Below are 23,924 nucleotides of genomic sequence, written 5' to 3'. Positions count from 1 at the left end.
CGCATGCCTGAGCTGCGATCCCGAACCACGACCCACGGCCGCAACGCCGCGGGCGCCCGTTCCCTGTGGCGGGCCACCGGCATGACCGACAGCGACTTCGGCAAGCCCATCGTGGCGATTGCCAACTCCTACACCCAGTTCGTGCCGGGCCATGTGCACCTCAAGGACCTCGGCGACGTGGTGGCCGAGGCGGTACGCGAGGCCGGCGGCGTGGCCCGCGAGTTCCACACGATCGCGGTGGACGACGGGATCGCCATGGGGCACGGCGGCATGCTCTACTCGCTGCCCTCCCGCGAGATCATCGCCGACTCGGTGGAATACATGGTCAACGCGCACCAGGCGGACGCGCTGGTGTGCATTTCGAACTGCGACAAGATCACGCCGGGCATGCTCAACGCGGCGATGCGGCTGAACATCCCGACGGTTTTCGTCTCCGGCGGACCGATGGAGGCGGGCAAGGCGGTGGTGCTCGACGGCGTCGCGCATCCCTCCAGCGACCTGATCACCGCGATCTCCGCGTCGGCGAACTCCGCGGTCGACGAGGACGGACTGTCTATTGTGGAGCGGTCGGCCTGCCCCACCTGTGGTTCCTGCTCGGGCATGTTCACCGCGAACTCGATGAACTGCCTCACCGAGGCGCTCGGGTTGTCGTTGCCCGGAAACGGCTCCACGCTGGCCACCCACGCCGCGCGGAAGCGGCTGTTCATCGACGCCGGGCGCACCGTCGTCGAACTGGCCAAGCGGTGGTACGAACAGGACGACGAGAAAGCGCTTCCCCGGTCGATCGCGAACAAGAAGGCGTTCGAGAACGCGATGGCGCTGGACATGGCGATGGGCGGCTCGACGAACACGGTGCTGCACGTCCTTGCCGCCGCGCAGGAGGGTGAAGTCGACTTCACGATCGGCGACATCGACGCGATCGGCCGGAAGGTGCCGTGCCTGTCCAAGGTCTCGCCGAACTCCGACTACCACATGGAGGACGTACACCGGGCCGGCGGCATCCCCGCGATCCTCGGTGAACTGCACCGCGCCGGGCTGCTGAACTCCGACGTGTACGCGGTGCACTCGCCGTCGCTGGAGACCTGGCTGTCCACCTGGGACATCCGGGGTGCTTCGCCGTCGCCGGAGGCGGTGGAACTGTTCCACGCCGCGCCCGGCGGGGTCCGCACGACCGAGGCGTTCTCCACCGAGAACCGCTGGTCCTCTTTGGACACCGATGCCGCCGGTGGCTGCGTGCGCGACGTCGAGCACGCCTACACCAAGGACGGTGGCCTGGCCGTCCTGCGCGGCAACATCGCCGAAAACGGCGCGGTGATCAAGGCGGCCGGAATAGATGATGAGGCGCTGCTGCGTTTTCAAGGCCCGGCCCGGGTGGTGGAAAGCCAGGAGGAGGCCGTGTCGGTCATCCTCAGCAAGACCATCCAGCCCGGTGAGGTGCTGGTGGTGCGCTACGAGGGTCCCGCCGGCGGTCCCGGGATGCAGGAGATGCTGCACCCGACCGCGTTCCTAAAGGGCGCCGGGCTCGGCAAGAAGTGCGCACTGATCACCGACGGCCGGTTCTCCGGTGGCTCGTCGGGCATCTCGGTCGGCCACATCTCGCCCGAGGCCGCGTCCGGCGGCGTCATCGGCCTGGTGGAAGACGGCGACCAGATCCTCATCGACGTGCCCGAGCGGAAGCTGGAACTGCTGGTCGACGCCGACGTCCTGGCCGAGCGCCGGGCGAAGATGGAGGCCAGTGAGCGCCCGTGGCAGCCCACCAGCCGACAGCGCCCGGTCACCGCGGCGTTGCGCGCCTACGCCCGGATGGCGACCTCTGCGGACACCGGCGCCGTGCGCGACCCGAACCGCTGACCGGCCCCGCTGGTTTCCTTGCCTGCCAAGGAAACCAGCGGCCGATCAGGTGGCTTCAGCGGAAGACCACGACGACAACGACCACCGCCGCGGCGGCGAGTGCGATGCCCAGGAACGCCAGGGGCACCGGGTTACGGCGCCACCGTGTGTTGACGTCGAGCGAAACTCGGCCGGGCCCGGTGAACAGCAGGCCGAACGCCATCGCGGCGAGCATCAGGTGGTATTCGAAACCGTTGCCGTCGAGGAAGAAGCCGTTGTCGTACTTCAGGTAGACGGCCAGCGCGGTAAGGGCCAGCAGCACCGAAGCCGCCGCCGGGGTGAACAGGCCCAGGATCAGCAGCCCGCCTCCGGCGATCTCGGCGATCCCGCCGAGCCAGGACAACAGCGTGAGCTGGCTGGTGAAGCCTTCCCCGGCGAGTTGGTGGGCGAACTCGCTGATGCCCGGCCCGCCGAACGTTCCGAACACCTTCGCCAGGCCGTGTGCGCCGAGCGTGCCGCCGAGCGCGAGGCGCATGATCAGCAGCCCGAAGTCGAGGCCGCCATGCCAGCGGTTCGACGGGCGCGTGTCCTCGTAGTCGTCCTCGGAGCCCGCCACCACGGTCGTGTCCTGCGAACCCGTGGTGTTGTAGTACCCGGAATCCGAGAACAGATTATGTCGGCCGTACTCATCATCATGAGCTGTCACGCGCGGCAGAGTAGGCCATTTCGCGACAGAACGCACCCTCCTGTCCCCGATCCATATTCGCCATGCGCGAGATTGCGCGGCCGTTCACCGTTCGCGTACCGGGCGATTTCCTGGTCGCGACCTCGCACACCTGACGCCGCACACCCGCCGTGCGGGGTCGGCACGAAGCGCCGTCCACAACGGATGATCAGCGGGCAGCGGCCCGGGGCCGGTCACGTCGAGCCCGGCCGCACTGGCGGCGGTGAGCGGTCGTTGCCACCATCGTCACCCCGCACGTCGAACGGCTCCAACGGGCGGCGAAGCTGCCTGCCCAGGCCCCGCACCGACGATCGGCACCGGCTTGCCCTGCCGCGCGGAGCCCGCGCAACAGCATTCGAACGCGAGATCGGCACCCGGTTGAGGAGAGTACTTACCCATGGCTCACGTGTGCGGCTCTAGGGTAGAGGCCTATGCGCGCTCGGATGGGGAGTGTTCCGTGGCTGCTGGCAGCCTGCGGTCTTCTGCTGTCCGGGTGCGCGAAGTTCGACGACCGCGCGGCCGGGCAGGTCTACCAGCCGGCACCCGCGTTGTCCGCGCCCGCCGGCCCTCAGCCGAAACTGCCCGTCGACGGCGACTCGGGCAGCGGCGCGCCCGGTCCGGCTGCTCCCCGTACCCCTGTCCCGCCGCCGCAGGGCTGCACCGACTACGACCAGTCGGTCATCGCGACCTGTCTGGACACGGTCTCGGCGGTGGCCGCGTTGCCCGGCGACGCGTCCTCTCCCAGCGGCCTCGCCGCCGAACGCAAGACCGGTCGCGTGATGCAGGTCGCCGCCGACGGCCAGCCGTCACAGCTGGCGAAGCTGACCGTGGACGCCGTCGGTGACGGCGGCCTGACCGGCCTCGCGCTGTCCCCCACCTACGACGAGGACCAACTGGTCTTCGCCTACATCACCACGGCCACCGACAACCGGGTGGTCCGCTTCACCCGCGGGCAGCAGCCCAAGGCCGTCCTCACCGGAATTCCGAAGGGCCCGACCGGCAACCGCGGCGCCTTGGCCTCCGACGGCAAGGCCCTGCTGGTGGCCACGGGCGACGCCGGCAACCCCGCCGCGGCCGCCGACCCGAACTCGTTGGCCGGCAAGGTGTTGCGCATCGACACCTCGGGCAACCCCGCGCCGGAGAACCCCACGCCGGGCTCCCGGGTGTTCGCTTCCGGCCTGCACTCGCCGGGCGGCCTGTGCTCCTCCGCCGACGGCTCCCGGCTGTGGGTGACCGACCGCGGCCCCAGTCAGGACGCGCTGTACCGCGTGCCGTCCGGCGGCGCACTCGCGGCGCCCACGTGGACCTGGCCGGACCGACCGGGCCTGGCCGGTTGCGCGGACAGCGAGCAGGCGGTCGTCATCGCCACGTCGAGCACGCCCGGCGTGCAGGATCTGCCGATCGCGCCGGACGGCTCGGTCGGCGGGACACCGAAGAGCGCGCTGGACGGCAAGGAGGGTGCCGGTTACGGCCGCCTGGGCGGGATCGACGCGATCGACTCCCGGTACGCGCTGGTCGGCACGGTGAACCGGGACGGCGGGCAGCCGGTGTCCAGCGACGACCGGGTCGCCATCATCCAGATCCCGCCCAACCCCGCAGGCGGTTCCGGCAAGGACTGACCCGCCCGGTAAGCCTCACGGATCGGTCAGCTCCTCGTCGTCGATAGCCGCCAAGCGATCGGCGATATCGTCGGCGAATCACACGAGGAGGCGGACGAGGCTCCGGCGGTCCTGCTCGGACCAGTCGGCGAGCGCTTCGGTGAACCAGCCGAGCAGGGTCTTCAGGTAGCGGCCGGCCTGAACTTCACCCGTCCCGAGCCGCCGTCGGGGGCCTTCCGGGATCCGGCGGCGCAACGCGAACTGATCGCTTCGGTCTTCAGGATCAAGCCTCGCGCTGGTCGGTGCCTACGTACTTGCGGGCGAACTGGCCGCGACGCCCGACCACGCAGCAGCGTTCACGGCCTGTGAACGCCGGATCCGGGAGTTCGTGCACCTGAACCAGGCGCTCGTCACCGAAGGGAACGCGGTGATGTTCCCCAGCACGGCCGAAGCCCTGACCCAGCGCAACGAAGCACTGCGCAATCTCACCGCCATCCCGGCCGGCCCCGAACGGCCCGAACACTCCGGGCTGGTGCTTCCCGATTTCGAGGGCGGGACCCAGCGGATCTCCTGAGTCCGGTGGGGACTTCAGGAGATCCGCCGGGCCTTCGGCGTCATGCCGCGGCGGCGTAGCGAGCGGGCGTCGAGGACGGCGGCCACGAGCGAGCACCCGCCGGCGACCATCGCGAGGTAGCGGCCGATCCCGCCGTTGATCCCGACTCCGCCGTCCGCGAGCAGCGCACGGGTGTCCGCTCCGAACTCGTGATCGATGGCCAGCCAGGCGAGCACCATCAGCAGCACCGCGACCGCCGACGCGATCAGCCACAGCTGCGCCAGCCCGCTCAGCCGGGCCGCGCGGCGCTGGCCGAACACCGTCACCGCGATCCCTGCGAACAGCAACAGCAGCGGCCCGAACCAGGCGAGGAACCCGACGGTCCAGGCGGTGCGGGCCACCTCGGCGGCGGGCAGCTCACGCAGCGCCTCCTCGACGTCCTGCCGGGTCGCGGACAGGTTGGTCCACGGCGCGAACAGCGCCGCGAACGCGACCAGCCCGGCCACGAGCCCGGCCCACTCCCGCCCGGAGACCAGCTTCGGCGAAAATCCCATGGCTCAGCGGTTCGTCACTGGCCGACACGCTCGAGGATCAGCTCGCGCACCCGTTTGGCGTCGGCCTGGCCCTTGGTGGCCTTCATCACCGCGCCCACGATCGCGCCGGCGGCCTGCACCTTGCCGCCCCGGATCTTGTCCGCCACGTCCGGCTGCGCGGCCAGCGCCTCGTCGACTGCGGCCAGCAGGGCCGAGTCGTCGGAAACGACCTTCAGGCCGCGCTTCTCGACGATCTCGTCGGGCTCGCCGTCACCGTCCAGCACGCCCTTGACCACTTCACGGGCGAGCTTGTTGGTCAGTTCGCCCGAGGAGACCAGCTCGGTGACCCGGGCCACCTGCTTCGGGGTGATCGGCATCGCGGTCAGCTCGACCTCGCGCGAATTCGCTTCCTGCGCGAGGAAGTTCACCCACCAGCCGCGCGCCTCGCCGGGCTTCGCCCCGGCCGCGACGGTCGCCTCGACGAGCTCCACCGCGCCGGAGTTGAACAGGTCGCGCAACTCCTCGGGGGTGAGCTGCCACTCGGTCCGGATGCGTTCGCGGCGCGCGGCCGGCATCTCCGGCAGCGTCGCGCGGAGCTGCTCGATCCACTCCCCCGGCGGCGCGATCGGGACCAGGTCGGGTTCGGGGAAGTACCGGTAGTCCTCCGCGGTCTCCTTGGTGCGCCCCGGCGAGGTGGTGCCGTCGGCCTCCTGGAAGTGCCGGGTCTCCTGGGTGACCCGGCCATTCGCGGCGAGCACCGCGGCTTGCCTGGTCATCTCGTAACGCACGGCACGTTCGACACTGCGCAGCGAGTTGACGTTCTTCGTCTCGGTGCGCGTGCCGAACTCGCTCTCGCCCTTCGGCATCAACGAGACGTTGGCGTCACAGCGCAGCGACCCCTGGTCCATCCGGACGTCCGAGACGTCCAGGGCACGCAGCAGGTCCCGCAGCGCGGTGACGTAGGCGCGGGCGACCTCGGGTGCCCGGGCGCCGGTGCCCACGATCGGCTTCGTGACGATCTCGATGAGCGGAACGCCCGCACGGTTGTAGTCGAGCAGCGAGTGCTCGGCGCCGTGAATACGGCCGGTGGCGCCGCCGACGTGCAGCGACTTGCCGGTGTCCTCCTCCATGTGCGCGCGCTCGATGTCCACGCGCACGACCTCGCCGTCGTCCAGCGTCACGTCGAGGTAGCCGTTGAAGGCGATCGGCTCGTCGTACTGCGAGGTCTGGAAGTTCTTCGGCATGTCCGGATAGAAGTAGTTCTTCCGCGCGAAGCGGCACCAGGACGCGATCTCGCAGTTGAGCGCGAGACCGATCCGGATCGCCGACTCCACGGCCTTGCCGTTGACCACCGGCAGCGAGCCGGGCAGGCCCAGGCAGGTCGGGCAGACGTGCGTGTTGGGCTCACCGCCGAACAGGTTGGGGCAGCCGCAGAACATCTTCGTCTTCGTGTTCAGCTCGACGTGCACCTCGAGCCCGAGCACCGGGTCGAACCGCTCGACGACCTCGGCGTAGTCCATCAGGTCGGCCACCGCCGTCATGAAGCTGTCTCCTTCGCAAGCTTGCGCGCGACCGCGATCGTGTCGACAGGGCGCTGCTGACGAGCAAAAGTCTCGTTGAGCGAAACGGCGCCCCGCCGCCCCGATAGCGGAGACAGGCGCGCGTGGTAGTTGCCTGAAGCACCGCGACTCGCCATAGCCGGTGTCACACGGCCCCCTTCAGCTCGGGAAGCCGGTCCAGCACGGGCTCCCGCGCGGCCTCGTAGGCGGCGCCGACCCGGTAGAGCCGGTCGTCGGCCAGCGCCGGCGCCATGATCTGCAAGCCCACCGGCAGGCCGTCGGAGTCCGAAAGCCCGCTCGGGACGCTCATGGCGGCGTTGCCGGCCAGGTTCGACGGGATGGAGCAGATGTCGGACAGGTACATGGCCAGCGGGTCGTCCACCCGCTCGCCGATCTTGAACGCGGTGGTCGGCGTGGTCGGCGAGACCAGCACGTCGACCCGCTCGAAGGCCGCGTCGAAGTCACGGCGGATCAACGTGCGCACCTTTTGCGCGGAGCCGTAGTAGGCGTCGTAGTAGCCCGAGGACAGCGCGTACGTGCCGAGCATGATGCGACGCTTGACCTCGGGGCCGAACCCGGCCTCCCGGGTCAGGGACATGACCTCCTCGGCGCTGCGCGAACCGTCGTCGGAGACCCGCAGGCCGTAGCGCATCGCGTCGAAGCGGGCCAGGTTGGACGAGCACTCGCTCGGCGCGATCAGGTAATAGGCCGGCAGGGCGTAGCCGAAGTTCGGGCAGGACACCTCCACGACCTCGGCACCGAGCGCGCGCAACTGCTCGACGGCGGCCTCGAACGAGCGCTGCACGCCCGCCTGGTAGCCCTCCCCGCCGAGTTCCTTGACCACACCCACCTTGATACCGGTGAGGTCACCGCGCAGACCTTCCCGCGCGGCCGCCACCACGGGCGGGACCGCCGCGTTGATGGACGTCGAGTCCATCGGGTCGTACCCGGCGATCACCTCGTGCAGCAGCGCCGCGTCGAGCACCGTGCGGGCACACGGACCGGCCTGGTCCAGCGAGGACGAGAACGCCACGAGCCCGTAGCGGGAAACCCCGCCGTAGGTGGGCTTGACGCCGACCGTGCCGGTCACCGCCCCGGGCTGGCGGATCGAGCCGCCGGTGTCCGTGCCGATGGCCAGCGGGGCCTCGAACGCGGCGAGCGAGGCCGAGGAGCCCCCACCGGATCCGCCCGGGACGCGGGAGTGATCCCACGGGTTGCGCGTCGGGCCGAACGCGGAGTTCTCCGTGGAGGAGCCCATGGCGAACTCGTCCATGTTCGTCTTGCCGAGGATCGGCAAGCCCGCTTCCCGCAGCCTCCGCGTCACCGTCGCGTCGTACGGCGGGATCCAGCCCTCCAGGGTGCGCGAGCCGCACGTCGTCGGGATGCCGCGCGTGGTGAGCACGTCCTTGAGCGCCAGCGGCACGCCGGCGAGGCTGGACACCGGGGCGGCCCCCGAGTCCAGCGCGCCGTCGACCGCGCGGGCGGCCGCCAGCGCACCCTCGGCGTCGACGTGCAGGAACGCGTGCACGGACTCGTCCACCTCGGCGATCCGGTCCAGATGCGCCTGGGTGACCTCCGCCGCGGAGACCTCGCGGGAGTGGATCTTCTCGGCCAGTTCGGCCGCGGTCAGCCTAGTTAGATCGGTCACTGTTCCTCCCCCAGAATCCGCGGCACGCGGAAGCGCCCGTCTTCGGCCGCGGGCGCGCCCGAGAGCGCCTCCTCCTGGCTCAGGCAGGGCTGGACGGCATCGTCGCGGAAGACGTTGGTGAGCGGCACGGCGTGCGAGGTCTGCGGGATGTCCTCGGCCGCGACCTCACCCACCTTGGCCACCGCATCCAGGATTTCATCGAGCTGACCTGCGAAAACGTCCAGCTCCTTGTCGGTGACCGCCAGCCTGGCGAGCTTGGCGAGGTGCGCGACCTCTTCGCGGGATATGTTGGGCACGCGGGTTACTCCCGGGGTGTGCTGTCGGGTGAGTCGGTAAGCAGCAAGTCTATGGCGGGCGGTGACGAGGACTCGACTGGGTTATGCACAGCTTGCACGCGAAACGGTTTCGGAACGCAGTAGTCCCTCCCCGTTCGAGCATGGTTCTGTCACAATCGGCGACCGGAATTCACCTTCAGCGCGACCCACAGCAGAGAGGGGATGGCCGTGTCCTTCCTGATCCGGGTACAGCTCCCGGACACCCCAGGGACCCTCGGCGCCGTTGCCACGGCGCTCGGCCTGATCGGGGCGGACATCCTCAGCGTGGACGTGGTCGAGCGCGGCGGCGGGCTGGCCATCGACGACCTGGTCATCGAACTGCCCTCCGGCCGCCTGCCGGACGCGCTCATCACCGCGGCGGAAAGCGTGCCCGGCGTCGAGGTCGACGCGGTACGGCCCTACGCCGGCGTGCTGGACAGCCACCGTGAACTGGAACTGGTGGAGGAAATCGCGGCACAGCCGGCCTCCGGCCTGTCCATCCTTGTCGAGGGCGTGCCCCGGATCGTCCGGGCCGGCTGGTCGATCGTGGTCGAGCACACCGACGATGGGGTGCAGCGCCTGGCCTCCTCGTGCGCGGCCCCCGAGGCACCCATCACCGACCTGCCCTGGCTGCCGCTGGAGCGGGCCACCGTGCTGGACGCGGAGGAACCCTGGGTGCCCCAGACCTGGCAGGAGCTGGGCACCGAACTGGCCGCCACCCCGCTGGGCAAACCCGGCAAGGCACTGCTCGTCGGGCGCCCGGGCGGCCCGATATTCCGGGCCGCCGAGGTCGCCCACCTGGCCCACTTCGCCGGCATCGTCGCCGTCGTCCTGGACGGATGACTTTCGGGCTCTCGTGGGCGAGCAGCCCGAGTACTTCCACGGCACGGTCCTCGATCGCCAGCGTCGCGTACTCGATCGTCATGTTCGACAGAGTGGCGGCCTGCGAAGTCCTCCTCGGAGGTCACCAGCCGACCTCGCGGAGTACCCAACCTCCAAGAGCGTGACAGTAGTGAGGCGGACAAGTCCTCGGTCGGACACGTCGTGCCCACAGATCGACGTCGGGGCTCGCCCCCAAACGCACCAAGGGCAGATTTGTCGATGAGCCACTGGGTTTCCAACCCGCTGTTCACTCCCAGGCGCGGGCCATGACGTTCGGATCGGCGAGGTCCGAAAACGTGTGAGCGAACTGCCGGAGGTCGGCTGCGGCAACGGAAGATGCCGACCGCTGCGCACCGTGGTTCAACTCCCAGTACCTGACTCGTCCTTGTTTCTGCCTCCCCAACCTCGGATTCAGCTTCCCTAACCGGGGACACGGTGCCTGGGCGGGGCTAAAGGGTCAGGGCGAAGGCGCGGAGCCAGAAGGTGGGGTGGGGTTCCCAGTCGCGTTCGGGGAGGCGGCGGAAGCCGATGCGGGTGTAGAGCCGGTGCGCCGCCTGCATCGTCTCGAGGCTGCACAGCACGACTCGTTTTGCGCCGAGTTCATGGGCGCGCTCGATCACGGCACGAGTCAGGGCCTCGCCGACGCCCCGGCGCCGGGCGGCGGGAGCGGTGGCGAGCATGCGGAACTCCAGTTCGCCCTCGCGGGAGATCTCCGCGTAAGCGGTGCCTGGCCGCACCACTGTCACCGAACCCAGCAACTCGCCGTCCCCGGTCACCGCGACGAGTAGTTCGGCCTCTGTGGCGCGGCGCTCGGCGTCGGCGAGCACAGCCTCGTATTCGGGCTCCACTTGGAGCAGCTCGTCGTCCCGATAGGCGGCCACGGTCAGTTCGCCCACCGCGTGCAACTCCTCGGCCCGCGGCGGCCTCACCACGAACTCACTCACTCTGTGTTTCCCCAATCTGCGCGCGACACCGACCTCCGCAGCGGGGACTCACCCATGGTTGCCCCCATCTGCGCGCGATCTCGGCGTGCTCACTTGTCAGCGTCACCGGGCTCGCCGGCCGGCAACGCGACCTCCGCCGCCGCGTCCGGGCCACGGTCGAGCAGGACCTGGAAGCCGGCCTCGTCCAGGACCGGCACCTTGAGCTGGACCGCCTTGTCGTACTTCGACCCCGGCGCGTCCCCGACCACCACGAACGCGGTCTTCTTCGACACCGAGCCCGCGGCCTTGCCGCCCCGGGCCATGATCGACTCCTTGGCCTCGTCGCGGGAGAACCCGGCCAGCGAACCGGTGACCACGATCGACAGGCCCTCGAGGTTGCGCGGCACCGACTCGTCGCGCTCCTCCGCCATGCGCACCCCGGCGCGCCGCCACTTCTCGACGATCTCGCGATGCCAGTCGACGGTGAACCACTCCCGCACCGCGTTCGCGATGGTCGGCCCGACGCCGTCGACGTCGGCCAGCTCCTCCTGGCCGGCCGCCTCGATCGCGTCGAGCGAGCCGAACTCCCGCGCCAGCGCCTGCGCCGCGGTCGGCCCGACGTGCCGGATGGACAGCGCCGCGATGACTCTCCACAGTGGACGATCCTTGGCCGTCTCCAGGTTGGCCAGCAGTCTCCGGGCGTTGGCCGACAGCTCACCTTCCTTGGTGCGGAACAGCTCGACCTGCGACAACGCTTCCTCGTCGAGGCCGAAGATGTCGCCCTCGTCGGCGATCACACCCGAGGAGATCAGCGCGGCCGCCGCCTCGTAGCCGAGTACCTCGATGTCGAACCGTCCGCGCCCGGCCAGATAGAACAGCCGCTCGCGACGCTGCGCCGGGCAGTACTGGGAATTCGGGCAGCGGATGTCGACATCGCCTTCCTTCTGGTAGGCCAGCGGCGTGTCGCACTCCGGGCACCGGACCGGCATCACGAACTCGCGCTCGTCACCGGTGCGCACGTCGACCACCGGCCCCAGCACCTCGGGGATCACGTCGCCCGCCTTGCGGATGACCACCCGGTCGCCGATCAGCACGCCCTTGCGCTTGACCTCCTCGGCGTTGTGCAGGGTCGCCATGGCGACGGTGGATCCGGCGACCTTCACCGGTTCCATCACCGCGAACGGCGTGACCCGCCCGGTCCGGCCCACGTTGACCTGGATGTCGAGCAGCGTGGTGGTGGCCTCTTCGGGCGGGTACTTGTACGCGACCGCCCACCGCGGCGCCCGCGACGTCGTGCCGAGACGACGCTGCAGCGACACCTGGTCGACCTTGACCACCACGCCGTCGATTTCGTGCTCGTTGTCGTGCCGGTGCTCGCCCCAGTACCGGATGTGGGCGAGTACCTCGTCCGCGGTGTCGAAGACCTTGGTGTTGGCCGAGATCGGCAGCCCCCAGGCGGCCAGCGCCCGGTAGGACTCCGACTGCCGGGTCGGCTCGAAGCCGTCGCGTTTGCCGAGGCCGTGGCAGATCATCCGGAGCTTGCGGCTGCGGGTGACGCGCGGATCCTTCTGCCGCAACGAACCGGCGGCCGTGTTGCGCGGGTTCGCGAACGGCGGCTTGCCCGCCTCCACCAGCTTCGCGTTGAGCTCGGCGAAGTCCTCGACCCGGAAGAACACCTCGCCGCGCACCTCGATGAGCTTCGGCACCGGGAACTCGTCGCTGTGGTGCAACTGTTGCGGCACCTGGTCGAGCGTGCGCACGTTGAGCGTGACATCCTCGCCGGTCCGCCCGTCGCCGCGGGTCAGCGCCCGGGTGAGCTGCCCGTCCTCGTACAGCAGGTTGATCGCCAGGCCGTCGATCTTCAGCTCGCACAGGTACTGCGTGGCCCCACCGACCTCGCGCTCCACCCGGTCGATCCAGGCGAGCAACTCGTCGGTGTCGAACACGTTGTCCAGGCTGAGCATCCGCTCCAGATGGTCGTAGGCGGCGAAGTCCGTGGAGAACGTGCCGCCCACGTTCTGGGTCGGCGAGTCGGGCGTGGCCAGGCCCGGATACTCGGCCTCCATCCGCTCCAGCTCGCGCACCAGCTCGTCGAACTCACCGTCGGAGATGGTCGGCGAGTCGAGCACGTAGTACCGGAACTGGTGACCGCGGATCTCTTCCGCGAGCGCGCCATGCCGATCGCGCACCTCGGCGGGCACGTCGGTGACGTCCTGGGCAGCGTTTTCGGTCACGGTGTGGCTTCGGCCTCGCTTCGGCTCGGCGCCCCGGATCGGCGTACCGGGGCTGGCTCTGTCCCAACCTTAACCGTGCCCACCGACAACTTCCGGCCTCCGCCGGACCCGCCTGTGCTTCCCAGCGGCGGCGATCACGCATCTTTCGAAGCCAGGCCACGCACCAGTGCACGCAGCTCCAGCAACGTGATCGCCCCCTCGGGCTCGCGGTCGGCGAGCTCCACCCGGCGCAGGCGTTCCGCCGCCAGCCGCTCGCCCAGCGTGGCGTCCAGCGGCAGGAAGGTCAGCGCCCGGCGCGCCGCCTCGTCCAGCGCGGCCACGCCGGGATGGTGCACCACGACGTCCACCACGGACTCGGCGGAGTCCACCACCGCCGAGACCCGGACATCGGCCAGCGCGATCCGGTGCGCACCGAGGTTCACGGTGACCTCGCTGGGATCGGGTACCGGCGGCACGGAGTCGTGGTACTCCCAGATGGGGTCCTCCTCCGGCGCGGCCGCCCGCCACGCGTCGGTGTAGACCCGCAGCCGGGGATCCTCCTGGCCGGTGATGACGAGCGCGTAGATCGCGCGCTGCCCGCGCTCCAGGGAGAAGTGCAGGTCGGGGTGCAACCGCGCGACCAGGCGGCACAGGTCGTGCTCTACCCGGTGCGGCTCGCGGTCACCGAGCGCGGCGTTGACCTCGGGCAGCAGCTCGAACCAGTCGCGCCAGAACTCGACCGCGGCCGCCGTGGGATCGCCCGGGACGTCCTGCTGCGGCCACGGTGTACGCGGGTCCGGCGCCTCTTGGGCCCCCTTACCGGACCGGCGGCGAAACAGTCGCATCCTGCAAGTACTACCAGCCTTCCGGCGGCTCCACGAACGCCTTGCCCAGATCGCGGGTCAGCGAGAGCGCCCGCCGCAGCCAGGAGTTCGTGGCGCCGGCAAAGCCGCAGGTGGGGGTCGGCACGGCGCGATCGGCCAGGATCGAGCGGTTGAAGCCCAGCCGGTCCACCAGCTGAAACGCGGGTGTCGCGACGTCGCGCAGCGTCGGCGGCTGCTCCGGCTCGAGCGCCGGGACCAAGCCGAGGAACAACGTCGTCCCGCTGTCCCATGCCTCGCCCAGCTCGTCGAGGAGTTTCGCGGGTACCCCGCCGAGCAGCGTCGCGTCCAGCGCGATCCCGCCGGCTCCGGCCGCGCGCAGCAGCGCGATGGGCGGCTTCGGCGCGCAGCTGTGCACGACGACGGGTTGGCCGGTGATCTCGCCCGCGCGGGCGACCACGGTGCTGAGCAGATCCTGCGCCTCGGCCGCCGCGACCGCGCCCACGGTGCCGTATCCCGACGGCGTGGGCAGCGCCCCGGCCAGCACGTCGGGCAGCATGGGCTCGTCGAACTGGACGACGACCCGAGCGCCGGTGCGGGCGGTCAGCTCGGCCACGTGAGCGGCCAAGCCCTCCAGCATGGACTCGGTGAACTCGCGGACCGCGCCACGGTCGGTCAGTACGCGGTGGCCGCGGGGCAGTTCGATGCCCGCGGCGAGGGTCCACGGTCCGGCGAGCTGGGTCTTGAGCACCGGCGGCCGGGCGTCGTTCAGCGCGTCGAGATCCCAGCGGAGCAGGTCGACCCCGCGGCGGTGATCCCGTCCCGGTCGCGCGGCGACCCGGTAGCCGGTGGGCACCACCTCGACCGCCAGGTCGACCAGCAGCGCGGCGGTGCGGCCGAGCAGGTCGGCGCCTACCCCGCGTGCGGGCAGCTCGGGCAGGTGTGGAAACTCTGGCAGTTCGCCGAGGACGATGGCGGCGGCTTCGGCGGGATCGGTGCCCGGCATGGAACCGATCCCGGTCGCGGCGCCGCGAGGCCAGGCGTGTTCACTCACACCACAATTGTGACGGAACGTTGTTCGAAGGCGAGATGGGCACAGTGGTAGCGGAGACAACACTGTCCTGCGGGGGCTCCGCCCCCCATACCCCGGCTGGGGGCAAGCCCCCAGACACTCCGCCTTGTGGGGGCGGGGAGGCCGGCCGCCGTCGTCCTCGACCGGCGGCCGACCACGGAAGTGACGACCCGGCTACCCGCACACGTTCCGAACAACAGCGGCGGAACGTCCGCGGTGGCCATCGCGGTACCCGGAAAGAGCGCAGAATCGAGCCCAGGAGGTGAACGGTGATGAGGGTGGCCCTGGCGCAGACGGACTGCCGTCTCGGTGACGTGGCGGGAAACCTGACGTCGGCCGAACGGCTGATCAAGGAGGCGGCCGCCCAGGGCGCCGGCCTCGTGGTCTTCCCCGAGTTGAGCCTGACCGGCTACGCGCTCGGTCAGTTGGCCGACGACATCTCGCTGTGGCCCGACGACGCGCGGCTCGCCGAGCTGTCGCGGCACGGGCCGGACGTGGTGATCGGCCTGCTGGAGGACGGCCGGATCCGGCGGCACAACTCGGCGCTGTACCTCTCCAACGGCGAACTGGTGCACAACCACCGCAAGCTCTACCTCCCCAACTACCTGATCTGGGAGGAACGCAAGCACGCGAGCCCGGGCCAGCACGTGCGCGCCTTCGACACCCGCTTCGCCCGGATGGCGACGCTGATCTGCAACGACGCCTGGCAGCCGATGCTGCCCTGGCTCGCCGCGCAGGACGGGGCGGAAATCCTCATCGTGCCCACCAACTCGGCGGCCAAACTCACCGGCGGCTCGTTCGACCCGGCCGAGTACTGGCACGACCTGCTCACCTTCACCGCGCGCATGCAGCAGTGCTGGGTGATCTTCGTCAACCGGGTGGGAGACGAGGCCGGCGTGCGGTTCTGGGGTGGGTCGCGGGTGGTCGACCCGTGGGGCTCGGTGGTGGCGATGGCGCCGACCTGGGAGGAGGCGCTGTCCGTGGTCGAGATCGATCCGCTCGCGGTACGCCGGCGGCGCCGGGAGATTCCACTGCTGGCCGACGCCCGCCTGGGATTGTTGCGGCGCGAGCTCGACCGGCTGATAAACGAAAGCGGCACGGATTAACACCCCGAATTCCGACATTTCCGCGCAATTCGCCAGAGTGCTCCCACCATGGCTTTTGCCTCGCTACGCTGTACACGTATGACTAGTCATTCGCGGCAGGCCGGTGGTGGCACGCTGTTCACCGAGCCGGTCCTGGTGGTACGCCAGAAGGCGAGGCTGATCGAGGCCTCCGCCGAATTCGGCGTCTTCGACCAGCACGGCCGGCCGCTGGGCAGCGTGGTCGAGGTCAACCTGACCCGGCTGCAGAAATTGATTCGAATTCTGCCCAAATACAACAAATGCCGGACTCGAACTTTCGAAGTACGGGATATGGGCGGCAGTGTCGTGGTGAAGGTCACGCGGCCGGCGAAAACGCTCGAATCGCGCTTCATGGTGACCCGGGCGGACGAGACCCCGATCGGCGAAATCGTCCAGGAGAGCGAACTCGGCGGTATCCGTTTCTCATTCGTCACGCAGGGTCGGACCATCGGCGGCATACAGGCGGAGAACTGGTGCGCGTGGGACTTCTCGATCATCGACGACACCGGCGCCGAACTCGCCCGGGTCACCAAGGCCTTCGGCGACCTGGTGAAGGAGGAGTTCGCGACGGCGGACAGCTATGTCGTCGAGATGCACCGGAACGTCGCCGGCCCGCTCGCCAGCATGGTGGTCGCCTCGGCATTGACCATAGACACCGCACTCAAGCAGGACGAACGGAACAAGTGACGGGCGTCTCACCGTGGGCAGGTGGACATCCACCGCGCCGCGCCCGAAAGTGAGTCCGTGGAACCCATCGCCGAGGATGACGCCCGCGCCTGGACCGAGCCCGGAATCTACGTCGTGGCGCCCGGCGTGTACCGGATTCCCCTGCCCCTGCCCAACGACGGGCTGCGCGCGGTGAACGTCTACGCCCTGACGGACGGCTCCGATCTGGTGCTGATCGACTCGGGCTGGGCGCTGGACCAGGCACGCGAGCAGCTGGCCACGGCGCTGCACGGGATCGGCGCGGGACTCGGCGACATCAGCCAGTTCCTGGTGACCCACGTCCACCGCGACCACTACACCCAGGCCGTGGCGCTGCGCCGCGAGTTCGGCGGCAAGATCGCGCTCGGCGAGCTCGAGCAGGCGTCGCTCGAGCTGTGCGCCGACCCGGACGCGCTGCCGATGGCCACCCAGCTCGGCCAGCTCCACCGGGCCGGTGCCGACCCGGTCGTCGACACGTTGCGGCAGATGTTCGGTGGGATGAGGCGCAACACCGACGCGATGATCTGGGAGACCCCCGACGAGTGGCTGACCCCGGGCAGGCGCAGCGTGCTCCCGGGACGCGACCTCGATGTCGTGCACACCCCGGGACACACCGCGGGACACGTCGTCTTCGACGACGGCGCAGCCGGCCTGATGTTCACCGGAGACCACGTTCTCCCCCACATCACGCCGTCCATCGGCTTCCAGCCGGGAGGCGCCGAACTGCCGCTGCGCGACTTCCTCGACTCGCTGCGCCTGGTGCGCGGGATGCCCGATCGCCGGATGCTCCCGGCGCACGGCAAGGTTTCCGACAGCGTGCATCAGCGCATCGACGAGTTGCTGGACCACCACGAGGAACGCCTGGCACGAACGGCGGAGACCATCGAGCAGGGGGCGACCACGGCCTACGAAGCGGCGCTGCGCCTGGCCTGGACCCGCCGCCGGCGCCGGCTCGGCGAACTCGACCCGTTCAACCAGATGCTCGCGGTCAACGAGACCGGCGCGCACCTGGACCTGTTGGTACACCAGGGAAAACTCGCCGCGACCGAGGAATCGGGCGTGCGGCTCTACCGGCTGGGCTGACTCGTGACCGGCATCCTCCGTCAGGTCCTGGACCCGGGCTCGCCGGAGTTTCCGTCCTTTGTGGAACACCTGAGTACGCCCACCAGCAGACACATCATGGAAAGCGACCATCCGTAACTGGTCACCATGAACCTCGTGCCTGGAATTCCTCACCCGATGACCTGCGGGTCTTCATGCCACGACACAGACTGATGAGCGAGGTAGTATTACGTGGTAGGCGTAATACGTGCAACAGGGGGGGAGGCGAGTGTCATGCTGCTGAACAGCAAGGGACAGGTGACGATCCCGGCGCACCTGCGAGCCAAGTACGGCCTGCATGCCGGTGACGAAGTCGAGGTGGTCGAGGTCGACGCCACGCTGCGGATAGTGCGTTCCGAGGGGGCGGAAAGCAGGGGGCAACGGCTGGTACGGCGGCTCCGGAACACGGCGACCGGCCGGGACGTGGCCGGCATGAGCACCGACGAGATCATGGCGCTGCTTCGTGGCGAGTGACCCCGCGGCCATTCGGCCCACCACCCTGCTGGACTCTTGCGTGCTGCTGGACGTCATCACCGGCGACGAACAGTGGGCCGACTGGTCGGCCGGGCAGATCGCGGCAGCCATGGACACCAGCCGGGTCGTGATCAATCCCCTGGTCTACGCCGAGGTCTCGGTCGGCTACGAGACCGTCGAGGAGTTGGACGAGTTGCTCCCGGCCGGCGACTACGAGCGGGAGCAGCTGCCCTACCTGGCCGGCTTCGCCGCCGGGAAGGCGTTCCTCCGGTACCGCCGCAATGGTGGTGACAAGCGATCACCCCTACCAGACTTCTACGTCGGGGCGCACGCCGCGATAGCGGGCTATCGGTTGCTGACCCGTGATGCCCGCCGGTATCGCACGTACTTCCCGACCATCGAGATCATCGCGCCAGTTCCGCCCGATGACGACACAGCCGAGTGAACCGCTGGTGCGCGGGCGGCATCGCCACCCCATCACCGGGGAATCGGGCGTGCGGCTCTACCGAGTGGATTGACTCATGATCGACATCAGGCGCGCGCAGCAAGACGACGTGGCGGCCATCGTGCGGCTGATCGCCGACGACCAGCTGGGCGCCAAGCGGGAGTCGCTCGACGATCTCCGGCCCTATCTCGATGCCTTCGCCTCGATCGACGCCGACCCGAACCAGTTGCTCGCGGTCCTCGACGACGGGGGTGAGGTGATCGGGACGCTGCAGATCACCTTCATTCCCGGGCTTTCGCGGCGTGGCGCCACCCGCGCGCTCGTCGAAGCCGTTCGCGTCCGGGCCGACCGGCGCGGGGGCGGGCTCGGCGCGACCCTGATGAAATGGGCGATCAACGAGGCCCGCGGCCGCGGGTGCGCGCTCGTCCAGCTCACTTCGGACTCCTCCCGCGTCGACGCGCACCGCTTCTATGAGCGCCTCGGCTTCCAGCAAACCCACGCCGGGTTCAAGCTTCCCTTGTGAGCCCGGCAGGCCACACGCTGCTTGCCGTTCTCGCGGTACAGCTCGTTGGTGGAGTCGAAGAACCACGGGTGCTGACTACCCTGACAGAAGTGGACCTGCGAGCCGACGAGGAGGACAGATGATCTTCATAACCGTGAAGTGGCAGGTCAAGCCGGAGCACGCGGACAACTGGCCCGCGATCACGCGCGAGTTCACCGAGGCGACGCGTGCCGAGCCCGGCTGCCGCTGGTTCGACTGGTCCCGCAGCCTGCAGGACCCGAACGAGTACGTCCTGGTCGAAGCCTTCGCCGACGACGCGGCCGCGGCACACGTCAACTCGGACCACTTCAAGAAGGCACAGGCCGAGCTGCCGCAGTACCTGGTGAAGACGCCGGACATCATCAACACCCGGATCGACCAGGACACCTGGTCGGAGCTGGGTGAAATGCACGTCGAGCACTGAGCGTCCGGAGTGCGGGCAAAAACCGGGCCGCTGGGAAATCCCAGCGGCCCGGCCTTCTTTCACGCCGTGGCGGCGAACTGCGCCGAGTAGAGGCGGTAGTAGGCGCCGCGGGCTTCGAGCAGTTCGTCGTGGGTGCCCTGTTCCACGATCTGGCCCGACTCCATCACCAGGATGAGGTCGGCGTCGCGGATCGTGGACAGCCGGTGCGCGATGACGAAGCTCGTGCGTGACGAGCGCAGCGCCGCCATCGCGTTCTGCACCAGGCGTTCCGTCCTGGTGTCCACCGAACTCGTCGCCTCGTCGAGGATCAGCAACGACGGGCTCGCCAGGAAGGCGCGGGCGATCGTCAGCAACTGCTTCTCCCCCGCGCTGACGTTGCTGCCCTCGTCGTCGATCACCGTGTCGTAGCCGTCCGGCAGGGTACGCACGAACCGGTCGACGAAGGTCGCCTTCGCCGCGGCGACGATCTCCTCGTCGGTCGCGCCCGGCTTGCCGTAGGCGATGTTGTCGCGGATCGTGCCGCCGAACAGCCACGTGTCCTGCAGCACCATGCCCACCTGCGAACGCAGGTCTTCTCGGCGCAGCCGCGTGATGTCCACGCCGTCGAGCGTGATCCGGCCCGAGTCCAGCTCGTAGAAGCGCATGATCAGGTTGACCAGCGTGGTCTTCCCGGCCCCGGTCGGTCCGACGATCGCCACCGTGTGCCCCGGTTCCGCGACCAGCGACAGGTTCTCGATGAGCGGCTGGTCGGTCCGGTAGGAGAAGCTCACGTTCTCGAACTCCACCCGCCCGCGGCGCTGTGCCGGGTCCTCGACCGGCACGGCGTCGGTGGCGTCGGGCTTCTGCTCCTCGGCGTCGAGAAGCTCGAAGACCCGCTCCGCCGAAGCGACCCCGGACTGCATCAGGTTCGCCATCGACGCGACCTGCGTCAGCGGCTGGGTGAACTGCCGCGAGTACTGCAGGAACGCCTGCACCTCGCCGAGGCTCATCCCGCCGGAGGTGATCCGCAGCCCGCCGACCACCGCCACCACGACGTAGCTGAGGTTGGACAGGAACATCATCGCCGGCATGATCAGCCCGGACACGAACTGCGCGCCCGCCGCCGCGCCGAACAGCTCGTCGTTGCGGCGCCGGAACTCGGCCTCCGACTCCCGCTGCCGCCCGAACACCTTCACCAGCTGGTGCCCGGTGAACGCCTCCTCGATATGCGAGTTGAGGACACCGGTGTTCTTCCACTGCGCCACGAACAGCTTCTGCGCACGCTTCCCGATCCGGGCGGTGATCACCGCCGAGGCCGGGATCACCAGCAGCGCGATCACCGCCAGCAGCGGCGAGATCGAGAACATCATCACCAGCACGCCAAGGACCGTCAGCACGGAGGTCAGCAACTGGCTCAACGTCTGTTGCAGCGTCTGCGCGACGTTGTCGATGTCGTTGGTCACCCTCGACAGCACCTCGCCGCGTGGCTGGCCGTCGAAATAGCGCAATGGCAACCGATGCAGCTTGTCCTCGACATCGGACCGCAGCCGGTACACGACCCGCTGCACCACACCGTTGAGCAACCAGCCCTGCGCCCAGCTGAACACCGACGACGTCAGGTACAGCCCGATGACCCACGCCAATACGTGCGCCAGCGCCGTGAAATCGATGCCCGCGCCGGGCACGTGACGCAGGCGCCCGAGCAGGCCGTTGAAGATGATGTCAGTGGCCTGGCCCAGAATCTTCGGTCCCGCAACGGAAAACCCGATACTGGTCACGCCCAGCGCGACCACCGCCACCAGCTTGGCCCGTTCGGGCCGCAGCCGGCCCATCAACCGCCGCGCGGAGGAACCGAAGCTCTTCGGCTTGCTCACCGGCGCCGTCATACCGGGTATCCGGCCGAACCCGCCGCCACCGCCACCCTGCGGTCTGGACGTCGTCGTGGTCGCGCTCATCAGGCGGCCTCCTCGGTGTTCATGCGGGACACCCGCACCCGGTCGGCCCACATGATCGGGGCTTCGCAATTGTCGATCATGCGGCCTCCTCGATGTTCATCTGCGACTGCACGATCTCCACGTAGGTCGGGCACGTCTCCAGGAGCTCGCGATGGGTGCCGAGTCCGGCGATGGTGCCCTCGTCGAGGGCGATGATCTGGTCGGCGTCGAGGATCGTGGACACCCGCTGGGCGACCACAACGACGGCGGCCTGCTCGGTGTGCGGGCGCAACGCGGCCCGCAACCGGGCGTCCGTGGCGAGGTCGAGCGCGGAGAACGAGTCGTCGAACAGGTAGATCTCCGGCCGGCTCACCAGCGCTCGCGCGATGGAAAGCCGTTGCCGCTGCCCACCGGAAACGTTCGTACCACCCTGCGCGATCGGCGCGTCCAGGCCGCCGGGCATCTCCTCCACGAAATCGCGGGCCTGCGCGATCTCCAACGCCTGCCACAGCTCTTCTTCGGTAGCGTCCGGATTCCCGTAGCGCAGGTTGCTCGCGACCGTGCCGGTGAACAGGTACGGCTTCTGCGGCACCAGGCCGATCCGGCTCATCAGCACATCCGGATCGAGCTCCCGCACGTCGACACCGTCGACCAGCACGCTGCCGTCGGTCACGTCGATCAGCCTCGGGATCAGCGACAGCAAGGTGGTCTTGCCCGTCCCGGTGCTGCCGATGATCGCGGTCGTCTTGCCCGCTTCCGCACGGAAGGAAATGTTGCGCAGCACGGGATCCGCCGCACCCGGGTAGCGGAACTCGACGCCGCGGAACTCCAGCTCCGCCTGTGCCCGCAGCTCACGCACGGGCGCGGACGGCGGAGTCACCGATGGCTCGGTGTCCAGCACCTCGTTGATGCGCTCGGCGCAGACCGCGGCACGCGGGATCATGGTGGAGATGAAGGTCGCCATCATCACCGACATGAGGATCTGCAGCAGGTAGTTCAGGAACGCGGTCATCGCGCCCACCTGCATTTCCCCGGCGTCGACGCGATGTGCCCCGAACCAGAGCACGGCGACGCTGGAGGCGTTCAGGATCAGCATCACGGTCGGGAAGATCAGCGCCTGCAACCGGCCCACCCGCAACGCCGTGTTGGTGAGCGTGGTGTTGGCGTCGGCGAACCGGTGTGTTTCCGCGCGTTCGCGGACGAAGGCACGGACCACCCGGATACCCGACAGCTGCTCGCGCAGCACGCGGTTGACCTGGTCGATCCGCTCCTGCATGCGGCGGAACTGCGGCACCATGCGCATTACGATCGACCCGATGGCGACCAGCAGCACGGGCACGCAGACCAGCAGGAGCCACGACAGGCCGACGTCTTCCTTGAGTGCCAACACGATCCCACCGATGCACATGATCGGCGCGGTGACGAACATGGTGCAGGCCATCGCCACCAGCAGCTGCACCTGCTGTACGTCGTTGGTGGTGCGCGTGATCAGCGACGGCGCGCCGAACCCGGCGACCTCGCGGGCGGAGAACTCGCCGACCCGGTGGAAGATCCCGGACCGGACATCCCGGCCGAAGGACATCGCGGCGCGGGCGCCGAAGTAGACGGCGCCGACGGAGCAGACGATCTGCAGCACCGTCACGCTCAACATCCAGCCACCCGTCGACAGGATGTAGCCGGTGTCCCCCTTGGCTACCCCGAAGTCGATGATGTCGGCGTTGAGACTGGGCAGGTACAGCGATGCGATGGTGCCGACCAGCTGCAGCACCAGCACGGCGGTCAGTTCCTTGCGGTATGGGCGCAGGAACGTGCGTAACAAGCGGTTCAGCAATGAGACCCCCGGTCAGAGAAACGAACCGTATCTAATAATGGTAGAGTAGACCCGTCACGATAAGAAACGCAACGTATTTTAAAGGGGCAGCGTGGCGGAGACGAAGACCCGGCGCCGGGGCGCCGAGTTGGAGCAGGCCATTCTCGACGCGGCCTGGGCCGAGCTCAACGAAGTGGGCTATACCAGGTTCACCATCGAGGCGGTCGCCGCCCGCGCCGAGACCAGCAAGCCGGTAATCTACCGCCGCTGGCCGAATCGCGCCGAACTGGTGCTCGCGGCCTGGGAGCACAGCGCGCCGATCCCGCCGCGGGAGCTGCCCGACACCGGCTCCCTCCGCGCGGACCTGGTCTACGTCTTCACCCGCATCGCGGACCGGGCGAACAGCATCATGGGCGAGGTGATCGCGGGCGTGATGGGCGAGACCTTCCGCCACCCGGAGGTCATCGAGGCGTTGCGCGCCCAGCTCACCAGGTCCTCGGAACTGACCGACACGATGAACACGATCGTGCGACACGCGATCGATCGCGGTGAACTCGCGCCGGTCCGGCTGCCATTGCGGGTGGCGCGGTTACCGCTCGACCTGGTCCGGAACGAGTTGATGCTCTGCGGCGAAGCCGTGCCCGACGAGATGATCACCGAACTCGTCGACGAGATCTACCTGCCCTTGCTGCGCGGACTGCCGCCGGCCTGAACCAG

24 protein-coding genes are annotated in these 23,924 nt (G+C 69.1%); 12 read left to right on the top strand and 12 right to left on the bottom strand.

Features of this window, described 5'->3' with window-relative positions; translation table 11 throughout:
- Window positions 1-3 precede the first annotated feature (3 nt).
- The gene (gene ilvD / locus A3CU_RS0135550) at window positions 4-1,851 is read left to right on the top strand and encodes a dihydroxy-acid dehydratase (RefSeq protein WP_027946234.1); all 1,848 of its coding nucleotides are present in this window, start codon (window positions 4-6) and stop codon (window positions 1,849-1,851) included.
- Window positions 1,852-1,906: 55 nt separating this feature from the next.
- On the opposite strand, the gene A3CU_RS0135545 is transcribed toward ilvD, so the two are convergent.
- On the bottom strand, window positions 1,907-2,536 hold the full coding sequence (locus A3CU_RS0135545) for a DoxX family protein (protein ID WP_027946233.1): 630 nt from the start codon (window positions 2,534-2,536) through the stop codon (window positions 1,907-1,909).
- 449 nt (window positions 2,537-2,985) lie between these two features.
- Between A3CU_RS0135545 and A3CU_RS0135540 the strand changes: the two genes are divergently transcribed.
- The gene (locus A3CU_RS0135540; RefSeq protein ID WP_027946232.1) at window positions 2,986-4,173 is read left to right on the top strand and encodes a PQQ-dependent sugar dehydrogenase; all 1,188 of its coding nucleotides are present in this window, start codon (window positions 2,986-2,988) and stop codon (window positions 4,171-4,173) included.
- 78 nt (window positions 4,174-4,251) lie between these two features.
- Here A3CU_RS0135540 and A3CU_RS53090 read toward each other — a convergent pair whose 3' ends face one another.
- Window positions 4,252-4,407, bottom strand: a complete 156-nt coding sequence (locus A3CU_RS53090; protein WP_156960730.1) for a hypothetical protein — start codon at window positions 4,405-4,407, stop codon at window positions 4,252-4,254.
- 133 nt (window positions 4,408-4,540) lie between these two features.
- Here A3CU_RS53090 and A3CU_RS55470 point away from each other — a divergent pair, with 133 nt between their 5' ends.
- Window positions 4,541-4,726: a hypothetical protein gene (locus tag A3CU_RS55470; protein WP_027946231.1), complete on the top strand. Its 186-nt coding sequence runs from the start codon at window positions 4,541-4,543 to the stop codon at window positions 4,724-4,726.
- A 14-nt stretch (window positions 4,727-4,740) separates the two neighbouring features.
- On the opposite strand, the gene A3CU_RS0135525 is transcribed toward A3CU_RS55470, so the two are convergent.
- The 4 genes from A3CU_RS0135525 to gatC form a co-directional block, all read right to left on the bottom strand.
- Window positions 4,741-5,259 (bottom strand): hypothetical protein, encoded by a 519-nt coding sequence (locus A3CU_RS0135525; RefSeq protein WP_027946230.1) that lies wholly within the window; start codon window positions 5,257-5,259, stop codon window positions 4,741-4,743.
- Between the two features lie 14 nt (window positions 5,260-5,273).
- Entirely contained in the window at window positions 5,274-6,779 is a 1,506-nt protein-coding gene (gatB, locus tag A3CU_RS0135520; RefSeq protein WP_027946229.1) for an Asp-tRNA(Asn)/Glu-tRNA(Gln) amidotransferase subunit GatB, read from the bottom strand.
- Window positions 6,780-6,942: 163 nt separating this feature from the next.
- On the bottom strand, window positions 6,943-8,445 hold the full coding sequence (gatA, locus tag A3CU_RS0135515) for an Asp-tRNA(Asn)/Glu-tRNA(Gln) amidotransferase subunit GatA (RefSeq protein ID WP_027946228.1): 1,503 nt from the start codon (window positions 8,443-8,445) through the stop codon (window positions 6,943-6,945).
- Window positions 8,442-8,741: an Asp-tRNA(Asn)/Glu-tRNA(Gln) amidotransferase subunit GatC gene (gatC, locus tag A3CU_RS0135510; protein WP_027946227.1), complete on the bottom strand. Its 300-nt coding sequence runs from the start codon at window positions 8,739-8,741 to the stop codon at window positions 8,442-8,444. The genes gatA and gatC overlap by 4 nt, the downstream gene beginning before the upstream one ends.
- Before the next feature lie 207 nt (window positions 8,742-8,948).
- Between gatC and A3CU_RS0135505 the strand changes: the two genes are divergently transcribed.
- Complete coding sequence (locus A3CU_RS0135505; protein WP_027946226.1) at window positions 8,949-9,602, top strand: ACT domain-containing protein; 654 nt, start codon at window positions 8,949-8,951, stop codon at window positions 9,600-9,602.
- Window positions 9,603-10,090: 488 nt separating this feature from the next.
- On the opposite strand, the gene A3CU_RS0135495 is transcribed toward A3CU_RS0135505, so the two are convergent.
- The 4 genes from A3CU_RS0135495 to A3CU_RS0135480 all read right to left on the bottom strand — a co-directional run bounded on the left by A3CU_RS0135495 (window position 10,091) and on the right by A3CU_RS0135480 (window position 14,652).
- Window positions 10,091-10,585, bottom strand: a complete 495-nt coding sequence (locus tag A3CU_RS0135495; protein ID WP_027946225.1) for a GNAT family N-acetyltransferase — start codon at window positions 10,583-10,585, stop codon at window positions 10,091-10,093.
- 89 nt (window positions 10,586-10,674) lie between these two features.
- Window positions 10,675-12,798 carry an NAD-dependent DNA ligase LigA gene (gene ligA / locus A3CU_RS0135490; RefSeq protein ID WP_027946224.1) on the bottom strand — a complete coding sequence of 708 codons (2,124 nt, stop codon included), beginning with the start codon at window positions 12,796-12,798 and terminating at the stop codon, window positions 10,675-10,677.
- Between the two features lie 134 nt (window positions 12,799-12,932).
- Window positions 12,933-13,622: a hypothetical protein gene (locus tag A3CU_RS0135485; RefSeq protein WP_027946223.1), complete on the bottom strand. Its 690-nt coding sequence runs from the start codon at window positions 13,620-13,622 to the stop codon at window positions 12,933-12,935.
- 10 nt (window positions 13,623-13,632) lie between these two features.
- Entirely contained in the window at window positions 13,633-14,652 is a 1,020-nt protein-coding gene (locus tag A3CU_RS0135480) for a uroporphyrinogen decarboxylase/cobalamine-independent methonine synthase family protein (protein ID WP_027946222.1), read from the bottom strand.
- Between the two features lie 290 nt (window positions 14,653-14,942).
- Here A3CU_RS0135480 and A3CU_RS0135475 point away from each other — a divergent pair, with 290 nt between their 5' ends.
- The 7 genes from A3CU_RS0135475 to A3CU_RS0135440 all read left to right on the top strand — a co-directional run bounded on the left by A3CU_RS0135475 (window position 14,943) and on the right by A3CU_RS0135440 (window position 19,484).
- Window positions 14,943-15,776, top strand: coding sequence for a nitrilase-related carbon-nitrogen hydrolase (locus A3CU_RS0135475; protein WP_027946221.1), 834 nt, complete (start codon window positions 14,943-14,945; stop codon window positions 15,774-15,776).
- Between the two features lie 48 nt (window positions 15,777-15,824).
- Window positions 15,825-16,481, top strand: coding sequence for an LURP-one-related/scramblase family protein (locus A3CU_RS48370; protein ID WP_084144125.1), 657 nt, complete (start codon window positions 15,825-15,827; stop codon window positions 16,479-16,481).
- A gap of 57 nt (window positions 16,482-16,538) precedes the next feature.
- Window positions 16,539-17,582, top strand: a complete 1,044-nt coding sequence (locus tag A3CU_RS0135465) for an MBL fold metallo-hydrolase (protein WP_027946220.1) — start codon at window positions 16,539-16,541, stop codon at window positions 17,580-17,582.
- A 252-nt stretch (window positions 17,583-17,834) separates the two neighbouring features.
- Window positions 17,835-18,074, top strand: a complete 240-nt coding sequence (locus A3CU_RS0135455; RefSeq protein WP_027946219.1) for an AbrB/MazE/SpoVT family DNA-binding domain-containing protein — start codon at window positions 17,835-17,837, stop codon at window positions 18,072-18,074.
- Window positions 18,064-18,519, top strand: coding sequence for a type II toxin-antitoxin system VapC family toxin (locus A3CU_RS0135450; RefSeq protein WP_052372736.1), 456 nt, complete (start codon window positions 18,064-18,066; stop codon window positions 18,517-18,519). The genes A3CU_RS0135455 and A3CU_RS0135450 overlap by 11 nt, the downstream gene beginning before the upstream one ends.
- 76 nt (window positions 18,520-18,595) lie before the next feature.
- Window positions 18,596-19,042: a GNAT family N-acetyltransferase gene (locus A3CU_RS0135445; protein ID WP_027946217.1), complete on the top strand. Its 447-nt coding sequence runs from the start codon at window positions 18,596-18,598 to the stop codon at window positions 19,040-19,042.
- A gap of 118 nt (window positions 19,043-19,160) precedes the next feature.
- The gene (locus tag A3CU_RS0135440) at window positions 19,161-19,484 is read left to right on the top strand and encodes a putative quinol monooxygenase (RefSeq protein ID WP_027946216.1); all 324 of its coding nucleotides are present in this window, start codon (window positions 19,161-19,163) and stop codon (window positions 19,482-19,484) included.
- 59 nt (window positions 19,485-19,543) lie between these two features.
- Here A3CU_RS0135440 and A3CU_RS0135435 read toward each other — a convergent pair whose 3' ends face one another.
- Window positions 19,544-21,418 (bottom strand): ABC transporter ATP-binding protein, encoded by a 1,875-nt coding sequence (locus A3CU_RS0135435; RefSeq protein ID WP_027946215.1) that lies wholly within the window; start codon window positions 21,416-21,418, stop codon window positions 19,544-19,546.
- A 76-nt stretch (window positions 21,419-21,494) separates the two neighbouring features.
- Window positions 21,495-23,228, bottom strand: coding sequence for an ABC transporter ATP-binding protein (locus A3CU_RS0135425; RefSeq protein ID WP_027946214.1), 1,734 nt, complete (start codon window positions 23,226-23,228; stop codon window positions 21,495-21,497).
- 91 nt (window positions 23,229-23,319) lie between these two features.
- Here A3CU_RS0135425 and A3CU_RS0135420 point away from each other — a divergent pair, with 91 nt between their 5' ends.
- Window positions 23,320-23,919 carry a TetR/AcrR family transcriptional regulator gene (locus A3CU_RS0135420; protein WP_027946213.1) on the top strand — a complete coding sequence of 200 codons (600 nt, stop codon included), beginning with the start codon at window positions 23,320-23,322 and terminating at the stop codon, window positions 23,917-23,919.
- Window positions 23,920-23,924: the final 5 nt, after the last annotated feature.

The organism is Amycolatopsis taiwanensis DSM 45107 (assembly GCF_000519205.1).
Taxonomy (GTDB): Bacteria; Actinomycetota; Actinomycetes; order Mycobacteriales; family Pseudonocardiaceae; genus Amycolatopsis_E; species Amycolatopsis_E taiwanensis.
This window is presented reverse-complemented; position numbering and strand designations above follow the sequence as displayed.